Raw genomic sequence first — 13,317 nt, forward strand, 5'->3', positions numbered from 1 at the left:
GAAACGAATGAAGCCGGTTCGATGCCCGACCCTCAGCCCTTTTTGTCGTCGAGATACAGGTCGAGTTCGGCGAGGAAGTGCTGGATGCGCCGTTCCTGTTCGGAATAGACGATGGTGCCGTTGAGACCGCGCGAATGCATGCCGCGTTGCAGGGTGATCATGTTGGCGATGTCCTGCTCGACGACTTCGCCGCCCTGCGGGTCGTCATGCGTGGTGTGGCGACGCGGCGGCCGCACCTTGCCCGACACGTCGACATGGTCCTCCACCCCCATATAGGCGGGCGGGCGGCGGCCCGGCGCCAGTTTGGCGGACAGCACGAACACGTCGTGATAGCCTTTTTCGGGGTCGGTCGGATGCGGCCGGAATCGTTGCAGCAATATCCCCTCGGGATGCATGTTGAGCGTCACATTGGGGAACAGCGAGGGGTTCCAGTCGTCGGTCAGCTGATTGTCGGTGAAGCCCGAAAAATCCATGCCATAGACATTGTCGGCCTTTCGCTTGGCCTGCTGGATCGCGCGGCGGACATGGCGGGCGTCGCCCTTGAACCCGACCGCCTTGAGGCCTGCTTCCTGCATGAAAAAGGCAAGGCCCGCATTGATGAACCGCCCGTCGGGCCAGCGCGGGCTGACCTGCGCGACCGGGAACAGGTTGCGGTTATGCCCGTGCCGGTAGAAATCATATTGAATGAAATAATCGTCGACATAGGGTTTGATCTGCGGATGCGTGGCATGCGCATGGTAATTTTCGTTGAAGACCGAATACATCGTCTTCCAGTTCGCCGGCACCTCGATCGTCAGGTCCTTGACGAGGAACATCTCGTCCATCCGGTACGAACCCAGCATATCGAGCACGTCGGCGAAATAGTCCTCGAACGGGATCGGGTCGGCATCCATATTGACGAACACCAGCCCGCCCCAGACCTTCACATGGACCGGGGTCAGGTTCAGATTCTGGCACAGCGCCTCTTCGCGAAAGGTTTCGCGATCGGTGACGCGGACATTTTTGCCCTTCAGATCATAGCGCCAGCTATGCATGATGCAGGTGAAGGAAGTCGCGCCATGGCCGAATTCTTCCTGCACCAATTCGTTGCCGCGATGCTTGCACGCATTATAATAAGCGTGGACTTCATCCTCCTTCGCGCGGGCGACGATGATCGATTGCGGGCCGATATCGAATTTGAACCAGTCGCCGACCTGGGCGACGTCGCTGGCGATGCCCGCAACCAGCCATACCTTGCTCCACATCTTCTCCTCTTCCGCGAGCTTGGCGGCGGGATCGAAGAAGCGCCGGGTCGATACGGCGCGATAGTTGGCGATATCGGGATGGAGCTCGTCCAGCCGATAGGGCGACTTGGCCTCGAAATCCGCGGTGACCTCGCCCGGCTCCAGCAGCAGGGATTCAGGGTCCGCCATCGGTTGCTTGATCGGCCGGTCGTTGAACCGGATTTCCGCATATCGCGCCGTCGTCGCCATATCGCTGCCTTTCAGAACTGGACGCGCTTGGTGAAGCCGCCGTCGATCACCAGATTGGTCCCGGTGATATAGGATGCCGCAGGGCTGGCGAGGAACACGACCGCCTTGGCCACTTCCTCGGGCGATCCCATGCGGCCCGCCGGGATTTGCCCGACGATGCCCGCATAGAGATCGGGCGCCAGCGCCTTGGCCCCTTCCCAGTTGCCGCCGGGATAGGTGATCGGACCCGGCGAAACCATGTTGACGCGAATCTTCTTGGCCGCCCAGGCCTGGCTCAGCTGCTTGCCATAGGTGATGACCGCCGCCTTGATGGCGTTGAAGGCCTGGGGCACGAGGAAGGTCTCGAACGCCGCCGTGCTCGACATCAGGATGACGGACCCGTCGCCCGATTTTTCCAGATAGGGTTCGAGCGTCTCGGTGCCGTCGACCGCGCCCAGCATGTCGAGCTGATAGCTCGCATCCCAGTCGCCCGACCCCTGCGCGCCCGACGAGCTGATCGAGTGGATGAAGATATCGCAGCCGCCCAGTTGGTCGGCCAGGCCCGAAAGCATGGCCTTATAGCCTTCGCGGTCTTCCCAGACGAACTCGCGGGTAACCACCTTGTCGCCCAGTTCTTCCTTCATATCGTCGAGCGCATCGCCGTTGCGCGAGAACAGCCCGAGCTGAGCGCCTTCATCGGCAAACAGCTTCGCCGTGGCGCGACTGATGCCGCGCGTCGCGCCGCCGATGATGACCTTCTTGCCAGCGAGTTCCAGATCCATTTTACTCTCCTGTTATGATGGGGGCGAACCGACCGTCAGGCGGCATGCCAATAGACCGCATCCATGCTCTCGCCCGCGTCGAAGCGCGCCTGAATCGCCTTCATGCTCGCGACGCTGTCGGGGTTGGCGAACAGCGACTGGCTGATCGCCTGGTCGTTGGCGATGCCGTCGGTCTGGTTCAGATCCTCATCCTCGCCCAGCATCTTCTTCATGCCCGCCACCGAATGCGGCGGCAGCGTCGCGATATGCCGGGCGATGTCGAGCGCCTGCGCGACCGCCTCGCCCTTGCCCACCAGCCGGTTGACGCCGCCCAGCTCGTAGAGCCGCCTGGCGGTGAGCGGCAGGCCGGTCAGCACGACCTCGGCCGTGACGGTGCGGCCGATCAGGCGCATCAGACGCGATGTGCCGCCGATGCCGGTGCCCGCGCCGATAATGACTTCGGGCTGGCTGAAACGCGCCTGCTCCTCCGCCACGCGCAGGTCGCACGCCCAGCCCAGTTCGCAGCCGCCGCCCGATGTGTCGCCGTTGATCGCCGCGATCGTGACCGCCGACCCGCGATTGAGCGTCTGGAGACTGCGGAACCAGCCCGCCGGATCGCCCGACGCCGCCTGCCCGGACACCAGCTGCACGATATCGTCGAGATAGGCATGTTCGAGCCAGTGGCCTTCCACCGAGGATGCCAGCACGATCGCGCGCGCGCCGCCGCCGATCGCCTCGTCCAGCATATCGGCCAGGAACGAGACCGTGGCGGCCGTCACGGTGTGATTGGACGCCCCGCCGTCGCCGACCGTGATCAGCGCGACGCCTTCGCGGTCCCATTGCAGCGAAACATTGCCGGCCATCCATCGCTCTCCTTTTTTTTACCGAGGACTCGGCGGTCCAGGGGCGTTTGTATATTCGCCCACCCCTAGCAAAAGTCAATGTCGTATGGTAGCACATTATATGCTCGCGCATCGGCGTGGCGGTGTGGCACCAAATTCGGAGAGAGTAGCGGCATGATTCCCGAACAGACCGAAAGATCCCGCGCGATGACGGCGCGCGTGCAGGCTTTCATGGACGCCCACATCTATCCGAACGAAGCGCTGTATGAGCAGCAGCTCCATGCCGGGCCCGACCAGTTCCGCGTACCCGAGATCATGGTCGAACTGAAGGCCAGAGCGAAAGCGGAAGGTCTGTGGAACCTGTTTCTGCCCCATTCGGACAATGGCGCTGGGCTGACCAATCTGGACTATGCGCCGCTGTCCGAAATCATGGGCCGGGTCCATTTCGCGTCGGAAGTGTTCAACTGTTCCGCCCCCGATACCGGCAATATGGAAGTGCTCGACCGCTACGGGACGGCGGCGCAGAAGGAACAATGGCTCGAACCCCTGCTCGCCGGTGATATCCGCTCATCCTATTGCATGACCGAACCGGCGGTCGCGTCATCCGATGCCACCAACATCGAAACGCGGATCGAGCGCGACGGCGATCATTATGTCATCAACGGCCGCAAATGGTGGATCACCAACGCCTATCACCCCAACACCCGCATCTTCATCCTGATGGGCAAGACCGACGTCACCGCGCCGCGCCATCTGCAACAGTCGCAAATATTGATCCCCACCGAAACGCCGGGGATCACATGGGTGCGTCCGCTCCCTGTGATGGGCTTTTACGACGAACCAAAGGGGCAGGCGGAACTGTTGTTCGAAAATGTCCGCGTGCCGGTCGCGAATATCATCTTGGGCGAAGGGCGCGGGTTCGAGATTTCGCAGGGGCGGCTGGGACCGGGCCGCATCCATCATTGCATGCGGATATTGGGCCAGTGCGAGCGCTTGCTGGAAATGACCTGTCGCCGCCTGCTGTCGCGCGTGGCGTTCGGCAAGACGCTGGCCAGCCAGTCGGTCTGGCGGGAACGGATCGCCGAAGCGCGGATCAACATCAACATGGCGCGCCTGCTGACCCAGCGCGCGGCGCATCTGATGGATACGGTCGGCAACAAGGAAGCCCGCAGCGAAATCTCGCAGATCAAGGTCGCCGCCACGCGCATCGGCCGGGCGGTGGCGGAGATCGCGGTCCAGGCGCATGGCGCGGCCGGGCTGAGCGACGATTTCGGCCTCGGCTATTCTTTCACCCGGATGCAGATGCTGCGCATGGGCGACGGACCGGACGAAGTGCATAACAGCGTCATTTCGCGCATCGAACTGGATAAATATCGCCCCGCCCGCCCGCAGGGACCCGCCTGAAACGCAGGCCGCGCCACCGGCGTGAGGGGTCGGGCGACCGTTAGGCCATCAAATTTCGCTCCACCGGCTATCCATTTTTGTCATAGCGGCACTATGTATGCTAACGCACTATATTCCACGGAAAGACGATATGATCAGCTTTGCCGAGCCCGCCATCCAGCAATGCCCCTTCGGCGCTTATGAAAAGCTGCGCCGCGAATCGCCGGTCTACCATGATCCGGTTACCGGCAATTTCGTGCTGACGCGCTATGAGGATGTCCGAAAGACGCTGCTGAACACGCGCATATTTTCGAGCCGCAACGGGCTCGGCGGAACGCGCTCCATTCCGGAGACGGACGCGATCTTCGACAGCCGGGGCTGGCGGCCGATGGACACGCTCATTTCCAACGATCCGCCCGAACATCGCCATTATCGCACGCTGGTCGACAAGGCGTTCGCGCCGGCGCGCGTGAAGAATATGGAAGGCGCGATCGCCGCCATGGTCGAAAATCTGATCGACGATTTCATCGACCGGTCGGAAGTCGAATTCGTCGCCGAATTCGCGATCAAGCTGCCGATGATCATCATCGCTGCGCAGCTGAGCGTCGCCGCGTCGGACATGGACAGGTTCAAACTCTGGTCCGACATTTCGGTCGAGAGCATGGACCCGGCGATGAGCAAGGAACGGCAGATCGAGGTCGTGACCGAACTCACCAACATGCAGCAATATATGGCCGCCGCGATCGAGCGGCTGACGGCGCAGCCCGACGACAGTCTGCTCAGCCACCTCATCCAGGCGGAGGTCGACGGCGAGCGGCTGGGCATGGGCGCGTTGCAGAATATCGTGCAGCAGCTGCTGGTCGCGGGCAACGAGACGACCACCATGGCGCTCGCCGCCGGCATCAAGATGATGATCGACCGGCCAGAGCTGGTGGAAGAGATGCGCGCCGATCCGGGCCTCATTCCCCGCTTCGTCGAAGAGGTGCTGCGGATCATGGCGCCCGTTCAGACGCTGTTTCGCAAGGTGACCGAAGATACGGAGATTGGCGGTGTCGCGATTCCCGCCGGATCGATGGTCGAGGTCCGTTTCGGGGCGGCCAATCTCGATCCCGCCATCTATGAACGGCCCGACGAACTCGACCTCCACCGCACCGGCCGCAGCGCGCATATGAGCTTTGGCGCGGGGCCGCATCTGTGCATCGGCAACCAGCTGGCGCGTGGCGAGCTGCGGATCGCCTTCGAGGCGATCATGCGGCGGATGGACAATCTGCGCCCTTCGCGCGGCGAGGAAAGCTTCGCCTACACGCCGCTCTATATCTCGCACGGCCTGACCCGGCTGTGGCTGGCGTTCGACAAGCGGTAACCGGCAGGCGGGCAGGGACGAGACATCGCCCCTGCCCCACCCTTCAGGCGCCCGGCGCGCCCGGCAGAAACGGCGTATAGACGCCCATCGTCATGCCGCCGTCGACGGCGATTTCCGCGCCGCAGACATAGGATGCATCGTCGCTCGCCAGGAACAGGCTGGTACGCGCCACTTCTTCCGGCTCGCCGATCCGGGCGATCGGCTGGCCGACATAATATTTGTTCAGCTCCGATGCGTCCTCATTGGTGACATTGCCCATGGCGGTGTTGATGCCGCCGGGGAAGACCGCGTTCACCCGCACGCCCTTGGGTCCGAATTCCATCGCCGCCGTCTTGGTGATGCCGCGCAGCGCCCATTTGCTGGCGGAATAGGCGGTCAGGCCATTCATGCCCCACAGCCCGGAGGACGACACGATATTGACGATCGACCCCTTGCCTTTGGCGATCATGCCCGCGCCCAATATCTTCATGCCGAGCCACGCGCCGATCAGGTTGATACGCAGCACCCGCTCGAAATCGTCCCTGGCAAGGTCGAGCATCGCGGCGGGATGAACGACGCCGGCATTATTGACCAATATGTCCGCCGACGCATCCCAGCGATCGGTGATCGTCCTGTCGAGCGCCAGCCATTGCTGCTCGTCCGACACGTCCAGCTTCACGAACAGGGCGTTCTCGCCGATGCTGGCGGCGACCGCCTGCCCTTCGCTTTCCAGCATGTCGGCCACCACGATCCGCGCGCCTTCGGCCGCGAAAATCCTGGCGGTCGCCTCACCCTGTCCGCGCGCGCCGCCCGTTATGACCGCGATGCGGCCGTCCAGTCTTCCTGCCATATGATACTCTCCCTTGACTATCCTTACCGTGGCGCACCTATAATAGGATGGCAGCGGACTGTATATATGCTAACTACAAGCCGCACGACAAGCATGGGAGCAGGATATGAGGCTGGCTGGCAAGGTGGCGCTGGTTTTCGGCGCGGCAGGCAAGGACAATATGGCGCAGATCATCGCGCGCCGCCTGAACGCAGAGGGCGCGAAGGTGGTCGTTGTAGGACGCCATGAAGATGCATTGAGCGATTTCGCCGCCGAACTGGGCGGCGCCTATGCGATCGCCGATATCAGCGACAAGGCCCAGGTGGACGCCGCCGCCGACGTCGCGGTCGAGCGATTCGGCAAGCTCGACATCGGCATCAACGCCACCGGCTGGGGCCTGCTCAAGCCGACCGAGGAAACGACCGAGGCCGATCTCGACAAGATGCTGGCGATCCAGTTCAAGGGGCCGTTCTTCTTCATCCAGGCGATGCTGCGCACCATGGGCGCGGGCGGGTCGATCATCCAGATTTCGTCGGCGACCGCGACCATCATGCTCGACAATCACGCCGCCTATATGGGCACCAAGGCGGGCATCGATCATGTCATTCGCACCGTCGCCAACGAATATGGCGTTCGCGGCATTCGCGCCAATTCGATCTCGCCGGGTCTTACGGAGACGCCGATGGCGGGCGGAACCTTCCAGATTCCCGAATTGCTCGAAGCATTTGAGCGCGAATATCCGTTGGGCAGGGTCGGCACGAAAGAGGACATCGCCGCCGCCGCCATCTGGCTGGCGTCGGACGAATGTTTCATGACCGGCCAGAATTTGCAGGTCAATGGCGGCCTGACGCTGCGTCGCAACCCCAGCCTCACCGAACTTGGCGAAATCGCGGCCAAAGCGACCGCTCATCTGCACAGCTGATCGTTGCAAGGCCTTGGCATTTCCATGATTATCTGGTTACGCATTGGCGACGGTCAGCGATGCACAATTGGGGGATTTAAGAGTGGGCGCACCACGTTCTAAAAGTCGCAAGGATGATCCGCGCCCGGTGGACGCCGACACCACCTTCCCCCAGTTCAAGGAAAGCCTCGCCTATCAGGCGCAATTGCTCGCTCGCCTGACCCAGAATGATTATATGGCGCGGATCAGCGGTTCGGGCATCGCGCCGGCACAAGCCTATGTGCTGGGCGAGCTGTGGTTCAACGAGCCGCTGTCCCAGGTCGATCTGGCGCGGCGGCTGGAGATCGGCAAGGCGACGGTCGGCCAGACGCTGGCGCGGCTTGAGCGGGCGGGCGTCGTCGAACGCCGCCGCACCCAGGCCGATCGCCGCGTGGTCATGGTCCACCTGACCGAAAAGGGCCGGCAATTGCGCCGGCCGCTGGCGGACGCGACGACCGATCAGATCGCGTTGCTGGAAACCCGCCTTGGCAAGAAGCGTGCCGATGAACTGACCGCATTGCTCGTCTATGCCAACCAGCAATTGGGTAACGCCTATCCCAGCGCGGTCGATATCGACGAGGATTGAGGGTGCCGATGTGGCTCAGTTGACCGCGAAATAGCGGATCGGGTCGCTGCCGTCGAAATCCTGCGCCGCGGACCGGACGAGATCGTAAACCGCCAGCAATGGCGGGGTCGGTTCATATAATTCGACGAAATGGCCAAGCGATTCGACGCAGTCCATCATCGCGAATCCGACGCCCGGCGCGACCTCGGCATATAGGCCGGTGGCATGACCGGCCGCCTCGTAACGCTGCATCGCCGCCTTCATATCGTCGACGATCAGCGCGACATGGTGCATGCCCTGCCCGCCGTCCGGATACATGTCGCGGAACACCGAGGGTCCCTCATTATTCTGCTGGACGAATTCCACCATCACATCGCCCCACTGGCCATAGGCGGACGAATGGTCGAGTTCGGCCGGCTGCCCGCGATAGAGGCTGAGCGTCAGCGGAATATGTTCAGCGACGTAGAAGGGGCCTGATCCGAACGTCGCCATATGCGCCCGCGCCGCCACGACGACATCGGGTACGAAATAGGCGATCTGACGGACGGGCGTGTTTTCAGCGGGCATATCGATCTCTCTCCGGTCGCGCATGACAGTTGCATAGCCTATCATATGCATACATACTGTCTGTCGGCGCGGGCCGTCAATGCCGGGCCGCACATATCGGGAGGATGGACATGAAGGCAGCGCCTTTCGCCGGCTGGCAAATGGTCGGCATCTGTTTCCTCATCATGAATTGCGCGCTGGGGGTCAATTTCGCCGCCTATGGCGCGATGATGGAAACGATCGAGCGGGACTTCGGCACGAGCCGCGCCGTGGCGTCGATGGGCCTGAGCATGGTGACGCTTACGCTGGGCATCCTCGCGCCGCTGGTCGGCGGCCTGTTGCGCCGCATATCGGCAAGGGCGCTGATCCTGACCGGGCTGGCGCTCAATGCCGGGGGCTACTTCCTGCTCGGCCAGGTGCATGACATCCGGCTCTTTCTTGGCATCTATGCGCTGATGATCGGTCCGGGCTTCACACTCGCGGGGGTCGTCCCTTGCACGGCGATCGTGTCGAACTGGTTCGTCACCGGGCGCGGCAAGGCGCTTGGCATCATCAACATGCCGCTCGGCAATGCATTGATGCCGCTGCTCGCGGCCGCGTTGCTGATCCGGTTCGGCCTCGCCGGAACGCTGGTCGGCAACGGCCTCATCCTCGCCGCGCTGATCCCGCTCGCCTGGCTGCTGGTCGACGATCCGGCGCGGATCGGGCAACAGCCCATGGGCGGCATGGCGCAGGCGGGCGCGGAATCGGAAGCCCCGTTGTCGGCCGCCCGGATCCTGCGCCAGCCCCGCTTCATCATCCTCAGCCTCGGGGTCGCGCTGCTCAGCGCCGCCGGCCTTGCCATCATGACCCATATGGTCGCGCTCGCCACCGGGCGTGGGGTGCCGCTCACCTCGGCGTCGCTGATGCTGTCGATCTTCGGGCTGGCGGGGCTGGTCGGCGCGCCGCTGTTCGGCTGGCTGGCCGACAGGATCGGCGGCGGGCCGAGCTTTGCCGTGCTGGCTCTGGCGCAATGCCTGCCCTGGCTCGGGCTGATCGTCGCCGGCGCGCAATTGCCGATATTGCTCGGATTGGCCTTTACCATCGGCCTGTGCTGCAACGGCATATTGACTTTGTTCGGCGTGACGATGGGCGAATGGCTGGCGCAGGCGAATATCGGCCTCGGCATGGGGCTTTGCTATCTGATCCAGTTGCCGTTCCTGTTCGCGGCGGCCCCGCTGGCGGGCGCGATGTTCGACCGGTTCGGCAGCTATACGCCCACCATCCTGCTGCATGTCGGCAGCTTCGTGGCGATCGGGCTCGTTTTCCTGCTCTATCGCCCGAACCGGTCGATCGGATCGCTTACGTCATCTGGACCATCAGCCGCGTGATCTTCAGCGACGCGATGCGCCATCGGCCATCGGCCCGGCTATAGCGTTCATGATAATGGCCATGGCCCCGGAACAGGGTGAAAGGCCCGCCCGCCGGCAGCCGCAATATGTCCTCGAACGCCCAGATGCCGGTCGCTTCGTCGTCCGACAATATGTCGATTTCGGGCATGTGGCCATAATGCGCGCTGGTGATCGGCGCGATGCCGGTACTGACATAATCGACGATCGCCGCGCGGCCGATCACGGGCGGCTGCGCGGCGGCGGGGTCGGGATTTTCCTCCAGCGCGTCAAGCACGTCGAAAATCGCATCTTCAGTGAAGATTTCCGCAAAGCCGCTCCAGTCCTTCATGTCCATCAGCCGGAAATAGCGCGCCTTGAGCCGCCTGATCTCCTCGATGGCCGATAATGTCTCCAACGTTCCGGTCATGGCGCTCTCCTCCCGCATTGATATTTACGCTAGCGTATTATATGGTAGCTTCCTTCTTGGATAAGCAGTGTTCGGATGAGGCGCAATGACGAAGCAGGATAATATCGGCAGCCTGGCATCGGCGGATGTCCAGATGTGTCCCTTTCCCTTTCTCGATCGCCTGCTGGCCGAATCCCCGGTCTACAAGGACCCGCTGACGGGCATGTATATCGTCACCCGCTATGACGATATCGGCCATGTCTCGGCCCATCCCGAACTCTATTCCAACAAGACCACGGTGGTCGTCGGCCGGCATGATTCGCCCGTCGCACAAGAGGTCGCCCGCCGCTATGCCGAGCGCGGCTTCCCCGAAATGCACACGCTCGTCACCAACGACCCGCCGGACCATACATCCTATCGCGCGCTGGTCGAAAAGGCGTTCACGCCGAGCTACGTCAAGTCGCTGGAACCCTATATCGAGGCGCTGGTCGACGAACTGATCGACGGCATCCTGCCCGCCGGCAAGGCGAACCTGCTGCCCGAATTCGCCATCAAGGTGCCGATGTACATCATCGCCGACCAGCTGGGCGTCGATCGCGCCGATTATGACCGGTTCAAACTCTGGTCGGACGTCACGGTCGAGCGCAACAATCCCCTGCTCGATCCCGATCGCGAACTGGAGATTACCGACCATCTCATCGACATGCAGAATTACCTCCACGCGCGCGCGGTCGATTATCGCGCCAACCCGACCGAAAACCTCCTGAGCCGGCTCGTTCATGCCGAAATCGACGGCGAAAAGCTGAGCGACCCGGCGCTGATCGCGATCGCACACCAGTTGCTCGTCGCCGGCAACGAGACCACCACCACCGGCATCGTCACCGCGCTGTGGCTGCTGCTGACCAAGCCGGACCTGCGCAGCGCGCTGGAGGCCGATCCCAGCCGCATCCCCAGCTTCGTCGAGGAAGTGCTGCGCTCGCACTCGCCCGTACCGCATATGTGGCGCGTCGCCACGCAGGACAGCCGGATCGGCGATACCGATATTCCCGAAGGCGCGGTGCTGATGCTCAGCTATCTGGCGGGCAATCGCGATCCCGCGCAGTGGGCCTGCCCGCAGGAGGTCCAGATCGGACGGCCCGGCGTGCGCAATCACCTCGCCTTCGGGCGCGGCATCCATTTCTGCATCGGCAACCAGCTCGGCCGGGGCGAGATGCGCATCGCCATTCGTCGCATCCTGGAGCGGCTGCCCGGCCTGCGCCTGTCGCCCGACCATCCCGAGCCGCATTTCATTCCGCATTTCGCGATCCACGCGCTCGATCATCTGAACGTGGTGTTCTAAAGCAAGTAAAAGACGATAGTCGCCGGGGAGAGCGCATGAACTTCGATCATTACAAGCTGCTGGATTTCACCCGCGACGGCCGCGTGCTGACCATCACGATGAACCGGCCCGAGCTGTTGAACGCGGTCAATCACGAGCTGCATCAGGAAATGGCGAAGGCTTTTTTCGATGCGGCGGACGATATGGACAGCGACATCATCGTCCTGACCGGCGCGGGCCGCGCCTTTTCCGCCGGCGGCGATTTCGAATGGCTCGGCAAGCAGGTCAGGGGCGATCGCACCCCCTTCGTCCATGAAGCCAAGACCATGCGCCGCATCGTCATGGGCCTGCTCGACTGCCCCAAGCCGATCATCGCCAAGGTCAATGGCGACGCGATGGGCTTTGGCGCGTCGGTCGCGCTGCTGTGCGATATCGTGATCGCGGCCGACCACGCCAATTTCGCCGACCCTCATGTCCGGCTGGGGCTGGTCGCGGGCGATGGCGGCGCACTGATCTGGCCGCAGCTTATCGGCTTTGCCAAGGCCAAACATTATCTGCTGACCGGCGACGCGATCAATGCGGTCGACGCGGAACGCATGAACCTGATCAGCTTCGTCGTCCCGGCGGGCGAACTGGACGCGTTCGTCGAAAAATATGCGCAAAAACTGGCGCGCGGCGCGCAATCGGCGATCCGCTACACCAAGTCGGTGACCAATATCGCGCTGCGCCAGCTGTTCAGTTCGGTGTTCGAAGCCGGCGTCGCCTATGAAGGGCTGACCCTCGCCACCTCCGATTTCAACGAAGCCGTGAACGCCGTCATGGAAAAGCGCCGACCGCAATTTACGGGGGAATAAGCGCGGCGGCGCATTGACTAGCCGGTCGACCCCCGCCATTATGGTATGCAGACTTATCATAGGGACGTGAACCTTTGGAGTCGTGGGAGAGGACCGGATGGACAGTGATTTGGAAGCGCGGCTGCGCCTTGCGCTCGACCGGCAGGACATCGAGCATGTTCTCAAGCTCTACTGCCGCGCGATCGACCGCTGCGACATCGACCTGCTCAAAAGCATCTATCACCCGGACGGCACCGACGATCACGGCTCCTTTTCCGGCAATGCGATGGAATTTGCCGACTTCATCATCCCTGCCCTGCGCGAAGGGATATTGGACGGCATGCACACGGTCACCCATTGCACGATCGAGGTCGACGGCGATTTCGCGACGTCGGAATCCTATTATTGGGCCTATCAGCGCGCCCATGGCGGCGAAGAGGCGGTGACCGCCTTTTTCGGGCCCGATTACGCCGCCCGGTGCAAGGCGGACGGATCGATCGACCAGTATCACGACTATTATTGCGGCGGCCGCTATATCGATCTGTTCCAGCGGCGCGAGGGCCAGTGGAAAGTGCTGCGACGCAAGATCACCAACGAATGGAACGATATTCGTCCCAGCACCCGCATCAGCGATCAGGGCAGCGTCGCCCTGTTCAACCTGCCCGGCGCGCGCGATCGATCGGACCCGGTCTACCAGAACCGCATCCCCGTCCCCGCCTGACATTTATTTA

14 protein-coding genes are annotated in these 13,317 nt (G+C 62.7%); 8 read left to right on the plus strand and 6 right to left on the minus strand.

What is annotated here, in order from left to right; genetic code table 11:
* Positions 1–32: 32 nt before the first annotated feature.
* The 3 genes from WG907_RS13840 to WG907_RS13850 are packed head-to-tail and all read right to left on the minus strand — an operon-like array spanning position 33 to position 3,075.
* Positions 33–1,472, minus strand: a complete 1,440-nt coding sequence (locus tag WG907_RS13840; protein WP_340233660.1) for an aromatic ring-hydroxylating oxygenase subunit alpha — start codon at positions 1,470–1,472, stop codon at positions 33–35.
* 11 nt (positions 1,473–1,483) lie between these two features.
* Positions 1,484–2,233, minus strand: a complete 750-nt coding sequence (locus WG907_RS13845; protein WP_340233662.1) for an SDR family NAD(P)-dependent oxidoreductase — start codon at positions 2,231–2,233, stop codon at positions 1,484–1,486.
* Between the two features lie 35 nt (positions 2,234–2,268).
* On the minus strand, positions 2,269–3,075 hold the full coding sequence (locus WG907_RS13850; RefSeq protein ID WP_340233664.1) for an enoyl-CoA hydratase/isomerase family protein: 807 nt from the start codon (positions 3,073–3,075) through the stop codon (positions 2,269–2,271).
* 153 nt (positions 3,076–3,228) lie between these two features.
* On the opposite strand from WG907_RS13850, the gene WG907_RS13855 reads away from it, so the two are divergent.
* Both WG907_RS13855 and WG907_RS13860 read left to right on the plus strand, forming a co-directional pair.
* Complete coding sequence (locus tag WG907_RS13855) at positions 3,229–4,458, plus strand: acyl-CoA dehydrogenase family protein (protein ID WP_340233666.1); 1,230 nt, start codon at positions 3,229–3,231, stop codon at positions 4,456–4,458.
* A 130-nt stretch (positions 4,459–4,588) separates the two neighbouring features.
* Entirely contained in the window at positions 4,589–5,800 is a 1,212-nt protein-coding gene (locus tag WG907_RS13860) for a cytochrome P450 (protein WP_340233668.1), read from the plus strand.
* Positions 5,801–5,843: 43 nt separating this feature from the next.
* On the opposite strand, the gene WG907_RS13865 is transcribed toward WG907_RS13860, so the two are convergent.
* Positions 5,844–6,629 (minus strand): SDR family NAD(P)-dependent oxidoreductase, encoded by a 786-nt coding sequence (locus tag WG907_RS13865; RefSeq protein WP_340233670.1) that lies wholly within the window; start codon positions 6,627–6,629, stop codon positions 5,844–5,846.
* 106 nt (positions 6,630–6,735) lie between these two features.
* Between WG907_RS13865 and WG907_RS13870 the strand changes: the two genes are divergently transcribed.
* Entirely contained in the window at positions 6,736–7,530 is a 795-nt protein-coding gene (locus WG907_RS13870; protein WP_340233672.1) for an SDR family oxidoreductase, read from the plus strand.
* 127 nt (positions 7,531–7,657) lie between these two features.
* The gene (locus WG907_RS13875; RefSeq protein ID WP_340233674.1) at positions 7,658–8,134 is read left to right on the plus strand and encodes a MarR family winged helix-turn-helix transcriptional regulator; all 477 of its coding nucleotides are present in this window, start codon (positions 7,658–7,660) and stop codon (positions 8,132–8,134) included.
* A 15-nt stretch (positions 8,135–8,149) separates the two neighbouring features.
* Here WG907_RS13875 and WG907_RS13880 read toward each other — a convergent pair whose 3' ends face one another.
* Positions 8,150–8,680 (minus strand): VOC family protein, encoded by a 531-nt coding sequence (locus tag WG907_RS13880; protein WP_340233676.1) that lies wholly within the window; start codon positions 8,678–8,680, stop codon positions 8,150–8,152.
* 110 nt (positions 8,681–8,790) lie between these two features.
* Here WG907_RS13880 and WG907_RS13885 point away from each other — a divergent pair, with 110 nt between their 5' ends.
* On the plus strand, positions 8,791–10,029 hold the full coding sequence (locus tag WG907_RS13885) for an MFS transporter (RefSeq protein ID WP_340233678.1): 1,239 nt from the start codon (positions 8,791–8,793) through the stop codon (positions 10,027–10,029).
* Here the strand turns inward: WG907_RS13885 and WG907_RS13890 are convergent.
* Positions 10,001–10,456, minus strand: coding sequence for a nuclear transport factor 2 family protein (locus tag WG907_RS13890; RefSeq protein ID WP_340233680.1), 456 nt, complete (start codon positions 10,454–10,456; stop codon positions 10,001–10,003). The two genes, WG907_RS13885 and WG907_RS13890, sit on opposite strands and share 29 nt — an antisense overlap.
* An 85-nt stretch (positions 10,457–10,541) precedes the next feature.
* Between WG907_RS13890 and WG907_RS13895 the strand changes: the two genes are divergently transcribed.
* The 3 genes from WG907_RS13895 (at position 10,542) to WG907_RS13905 (ending at position 13,307) form a co-directional block, all read left to right on the plus strand.
* Entirely contained in the window at positions 10,542–11,774 is a 1,233-nt protein-coding gene (locus WG907_RS13895; protein WP_340233681.1) for a cytochrome P450, read from the plus strand.
* Positions 11,775–11,809: 35 nt separating this feature from the next.
* The gene (locus WG907_RS13900; RefSeq protein ID WP_340233682.1) at positions 11,810–12,607 is read left to right on the plus strand and encodes an enoyl-CoA hydratase-related protein; all 798 of its coding nucleotides are present in this window, start codon (positions 11,810–11,812) and stop codon (positions 12,605–12,607) included.
* A gap of 97 nt (positions 12,608–12,704) precedes the next feature.
* The gene (locus WG907_RS13905; RefSeq protein ID WP_340233684.1) at positions 12,705–13,307 is read left to right on the plus strand and encodes a nuclear transport factor 2 family protein; all 603 of its coding nucleotides are present in this window, start codon (positions 12,705–12,707) and stop codon (positions 13,305–13,307) included.
* The last annotated feature ends 10 nt before the right edge of the window (positions 13,308–13,317 follow it).

This window comes from Sphingobium fluminis (genome assembly GCF_037723805.1).
Classification (GTDB): domain Bacteria; phylum Pseudomonadota; class Alphaproteobacteria; order Sphingomonadales; family Sphingomonadaceae; genus Sphingobium.